This window comes from Neisseria iguanae, assembly GCF_003013245.1.
Classification (GTDB): Bacteria; Pseudomonadota; Gammaproteobacteria; order Burkholderiales; family Neisseriaceae; genus Neisseria; species Neisseria iguanae.
The window spans coordinates 1-4708 of sequence record NZ_PXYY01000132.1; the positions used below are offsets into that span (position 1 = coordinate 1).

Annotated in this window: 6 protein-coding genes and 1 pseudogene; 3 read left to right on the forward strand and 4 right to left on the reverse strand. The window is 49.8% G+C overall.

The genetic code is table 11. The annotated features are described in order from the left end of the window. Nucleotides 1-212, forward strand: a 212-nt coding sequence (locus C7N83_RS13060) for a transposase (RefSeq protein WP_146135167.1), incomplete at its 5' end; no start/stop codon positions are given. Between the two features lie 281 nt (nucleotides 213-493). Beyond that, on the forward strand, nucleotides 494-991 hold the full coding sequence (locus C7N83_RS13070) for a transposase (RefSeq protein WP_146135169.1): 498 nt from the start codon (nucleotides 494-496) through the stop codon (nucleotides 989-991). A gap of 39 nt (nucleotides 992-1030) precedes the next feature. On the opposite strand, the gene C7N83_RS14370 is transcribed toward C7N83_RS13070, so the two are convergent. From C7N83_RS14370 to C7N83_RS13085, 4 genes are all read right to left on the reverse strand, one after another. Next, nucleotides 1031-1315, reverse strand: coding sequence for a hypothetical protein (locus C7N83_RS14370; RefSeq protein WP_146135170.1), 285 nt, complete (start codon nucleotides 1313-1315; stop codon nucleotides 1031-1033). Between the two features lie 177 nt (nucleotides 1316-1492). After that, a complete protein-coding gene (gene argJ, locus C7N83_RS13075; RefSeq protein WP_106743172.1) occupies nucleotides 1493-2713 on the reverse strand; it encodes a bifunctional glutamate N-acetyltransferase/amino-acid acetyltransferase ArgJ in 1221 nt (406 codons plus the stop codon). 130 nt (nucleotides 2714-2843) lie between these two features. Continuing rightward, entirely contained in the window at nucleotides 2844-3557 is a 714-nt protein-coding gene (locus C7N83_RS13080) for an LrgB family protein (RefSeq protein ID WP_170064919.1), read from the reverse strand. After that, nucleotides 3536-3880: a CidA/LrgA family protein gene (locus tag C7N83_RS13085; protein WP_106743174.1), complete on the reverse strand. Its 345-nt coding sequence runs from the start codon at nucleotides 3878-3880 to the stop codon at nucleotides 3536-3538. Before C7N83_RS13085 ends, C7N83_RS13080 begins: the two co-directional genes overlap by 22 nt. Before the next feature lie 554 nt (nucleotides 3881-4434). Here C7N83_RS13085 and C7N83_RS14375 point away from each other — a divergent pair. Then, nucleotides 4435-4697: pseudogene (locus C7N83_RS14375) on the forward strand (IS1595 family transposase); the annotation flags it as partial. Nucleotides 4698-4708: the final 11 nt, after the last annotated feature.

The window sequence follows — 4708 nt, forward strand, 5'->3', positions numbered from 1 at the left end:
CCGTACGCAAACCGATTTATACGACCAATGCGGCAGAGGCGGTACACCGCCAGTTTCGGAAGCTGGCCAAAACCCAAGGCGCATTCCCCAATGAAACCGGCCTGCTGAAGCTTTTATATGGCGGTATCGGTAAGGCTTCGGGGAAATGGACGATGCCGATTGCAAACCGGGGGCAGACGCTCTTTCAAGCAGCTCACTATAGTAGAGTCTAAAGGTGAAATCTGTTATGGGCAGTATGATTGGCATTTGACGAACCGGATCAATGCCATTAGTACCATTCGGGACGGGGAACCGTTTGCGGTCCGGCTGTTTGACGGCCCTGCCAACAGCAATATTGTTTACCGTTGGTTACACCCGAGCTTCCATCCCAAAGCATAGTGGTGAAGGATAATGCCGCGTTTCACAAGCGTGCCGGCAATCGGAGCCGCCGGGCATACCCTCTTCCGGCTGTCTCCGATAACCTGGGGTTGAATCCGATTGAAAAGATGCGGGCTTGGGCCAAACGGCTGCGGAAGGCATGGGGGCCGGGTTGTGTCAATTCTTTGTTTTGGATCGGTTCGGTTTGTTAGTGATTTCACTATATATCGGGAAACTGCACATCAGTCCCGCGAACGGACATGGATGCAACCACCTCGAACCGCGGCTTAGCGGTATTGTCCAAGGAACAGACGTTTATGCCGACAAAGGTTATGACGGCAAAGCCGACCGGGTACTTCTTCAAAGCAAAAAATTTTCAGACGGCATGATGCGTAAAGCGCACCGAGACTGTCCGTTAACCGAAGAAGATCAAGGGAGGAATAAACAGTTGTCGGAAACGCGTTATGGTGGAACAGTGTTTCGGAACGCGACACCTACATTCCGATACAGCCGCGCTTCTTATTTCAGATTGCTGAAAGCCGCAGCGCAAAGTCATTTGAAAGCAATTTGTGCCAACCTGCTAAAGCAGGCAACCGTTCTAATTTTTCCAAAGCTTTCCGACTATAACAAATAATCTGATGATGTGATTCTCTGCTTAGGCGTACCGGATTATCTACATCACCCGGCTGAGTAAATAATATTCGGGCGTAAGCCGCATAGGGGTAAAATGACTTCGGCTCAAGTGCCAGTGCCTGTTAATCAGTTTGAATGACTGTTCTTTTCCACCGTATTCATAACAAAGCCAATGCGCCAGATTGGTTATTGTTTCAACAGTGGCTTTGATTTCATAAGCTTTTAGCAAATAATTCAACTCTTTTTTTGCCGCCCACATTTTCCAAATAATAGAAAGCCAAAGCCATCCATGCTTTCTCATTTTCAGGGTGCCTTTGTACTTCATTTAACAATTTTGCCAGCAGATTGTTTTCATTCACTATTTGATTCAGCTTTCAAAAGAGAACAATATATTCTATTACATTAAATTATCATCAGATATATTTTTACTGAAAATCTGTTTTAGTTATATGAATAATAAAGGCCGTCTGAAACTCCAGACGGCCTTTATTATTCAAACCAATTATGAACGGTAATCCGCATTAATGGTTATATAGTCATGCGAGAAGTCGCAGGTGTATACGGTGGTTTTAGTTTGACCGCGGTTAAGACTTACACGTACGGTGATTTCGTCTTGGTTCATCACAGCCTGGCCTTGCTCTTCGGTGTAGCTTTCGGCGCGGCCGCCTTGTTCGGCCACCAATACGTCGCCAAGCCACATTTTGATTTTATCGGTATCCAGGTCTTCGACACCGGCATAACCGATGGCGGCAAGCAGGCGGCCAAGGTTGGGGTCTCCGGCGAAGAAGGCGGTTTTCACCAAAGGCGAATGGGCGATGGCATAAGCAACTTTGCGTGCCTCATCGCGGTTGGCGGCGTTTTCGATTTCGATGGTGATGAATTTGGTTGCCCCTTCACCGTCGCGTACGATGGCTTGCGCCAGTTGCAAGGCCAGGCCGCCGAGCAGGGTTTTAAGCTGTTCGTAACGCGGGTCGGCGGTGTTGTCGATTTGGCTTTGGCCGTTTTTGGCGGTGGCAATGATGACGAAGCTGTCGTTGGTGCTGGTGTCGCCATCAACGGTGATGGCGTTGAACGACATATCGGCTATTTCTTTGGTCATCAGTTGTAAAATCGGTTGCGACACATTGGCATCACAAACGATAAAGCCGAGCATGGTAGCCATATTGGGGTGAATCATGCCGCTGCCTTTTGCGATACCGGTGGCGCGTACGGTATGGTTTTCACCGACTTTACCTTCGCAGCTGGCGGCTTTGGGAATGGTGTCGGTGGTCATGATGGCGCGGGCGGCTTTACTCCAATGTACGGGTTTGACACGCGGCAGGGCTTCGATAATTTTATCGGCAGGCAAAGGCTCTAAAATCACGCCGGTGGAAAACGGTAGCACTTGGGTGGTTTTACAGTTGATTTGGCGGGCGACGGCGGCGCAGATTTCTACCGCATCGGCACGGCCTTGCGCACCGGTTCCGGCATTGGCATTGCCTGTGTTGATGACCAGCGCGCGCACGCCGCCACCATCAAACAAATGCGATTTCGCAATGTGCACCGGTGCAGCGCAAAAACGGTTTTGCGTGAATACGGCGCCGACGGCATTTTTACCGGTCAACACCATCAGCGTCAAATCGTCATGATTCGTTTTTTTGACACCGGCCTGACCGACAAATACTTGTATGCCGTCGATGAGCAACAATTCGTCTTCATGTCGTTCGGAAAGATTCACTGCCATTTGTTTGCTCCTTTGTAGGGAATATTGGAATCATTAATCAATAGCACGGCAAACGTTAACGGTTGCCGATTATTTCTTTCAGATGGCCTGATTATAGATAAAGGCCGTCTGAAAATCAGTTTTACTTCATTTAAGTGTCCAAAAAAGGCATCAGCACCGGCACAATCAGCGCAGTCAACACGCCGTTGAGCGTCAAGCCTAAGCCTGCATAAGCGGCAATACGGCGGCTGTACTCCATTGATGCGGCAATGCCCATCGCATGGGAAGCCGTACCCAGTGACATGCCGACCGATGATGGTTTACGCACCGTGCCGACATGCAGCATTTTGTAGCCGGCCATCTGCCCGAACAAGCCGGCAATAATCACGGTGGCGGCAGTAATCGCCGGAATGCCGCCGATGGACTTGGTAATCTCCAGCGCAATCGGGTTGGTTACCGACTTGGCCGCCAGTGATAAAGCCGTTTCCTTGCCTGCGCCGAACCATTTGGCCAGGTACACGCCGGTGACAATGCCGGTTACGCTGCCGGCCAATTGCGACAGCAAAACCGGCATCCATTGGTTGCGGATTTTTTCCCAATTCAAATACAGCGGCACGGCCAACGCCACCACCGCAGGCTTGAGCCAGAAATCAAGATACTGCGCAGCATCGTGATAGGCATCGTAATCAATACGGAAAATCTTCAGATAGAGAATCATGGCCACGGTACTGATTAATACGGGATTACACAGTACATTGCCGGTACGGATACGGATAATATTAGCCAAGCCGAACACCGCCAGCGTCAGGAATAACAACAGACTCGGCGTATGGAAAAGCGCCATCACATCAGCCTCCGCGCCCATTCGTGCACTTTGCCGGTTACCAGCAACACACACAGCGTGCTCAATACTGTCGCCGTTAAAATCGGAAACCAATCATCGGCAATCAAATCCAAATAGCTGATGATGGCCACACATGGCGGCACGAGAAACAGAGTCAGATTTGCCATCAGCGTATCCGCAAACTGCTTAATCCATGAGATTTTGACCCAGCCCAGTTTCAACAAGCCAAACAAAACACCCATGCCGACAATACTGCCCGGCAGCTTGAGGCCGAAAAACAGTACTGCGCCCTCACCCACGGCCAAACAGCCTAAAACAATGAGCAGCGCGCCGATGATGTTCATGATAATCCTTTATCCGCCGAAAATGCGTTCATACAGCCTTCGAAGGAAGTTGAGAAAATGGAAACCGCTCGAAATCAGGCGGCAGCATATTTATTTAAGCCGGCTTGATGAAGGCATTAGGGTATGTCCTCATTTTGTCTGCGTCACAGATTTTCGAGTAGAACAGCACGTATGCACGGCGATACTCAAACAGGCCGGTTTGACACGCTGCACCAGTAAAACCGGCCTGCGCAGTAAGGTTGGACACCTTGCGTGCATTCCCAACGCCCAACTCAGCAAACGGGTTTTTATGCCGGAAAGATGCCGATGATGAAATGAGGACACGCCCTAATCATAACGCGAGAGAGGCTGGCTGAAAAGGGAATCTCAGTGTTTTGCGGCATTTTTATATGTTTCGTTTTAAAAGGGTTATTTCCGTTTCATTTATTAAAAGCCATCTGCCATCCGTTCCGTTCATGCGATGGTTTTCAGACGGCCTGAACATTTAAAAAGGCCGAATGAAAATAAAAATATTAGGGGCTGAAGCAGATTGGCAGTCATGTCAGACTGCAAAAATGAAGATAACCAATTATAAATTAACAAAGAATGTCCAAAGAAAACTTCTCCGGTTTTTTATACCGGAAGTAATGGCCCGTGCAGCCGTTGATATTCTGGGTATCCGGCCCGGTTGGGCTATGCTGTCCTACCGCAAAACCCGCCGGGTGACAGCCTGTCATTTGGCACAGGCAGCCGGCGGGGTTTTCAGAGAGGCCCCACCGGGCCGGACGGGGGTTATTTCGGCGGTCGGCGTAAAGGTAAACGCGGGCGTGCGGCATCTTAAAGCGGCAG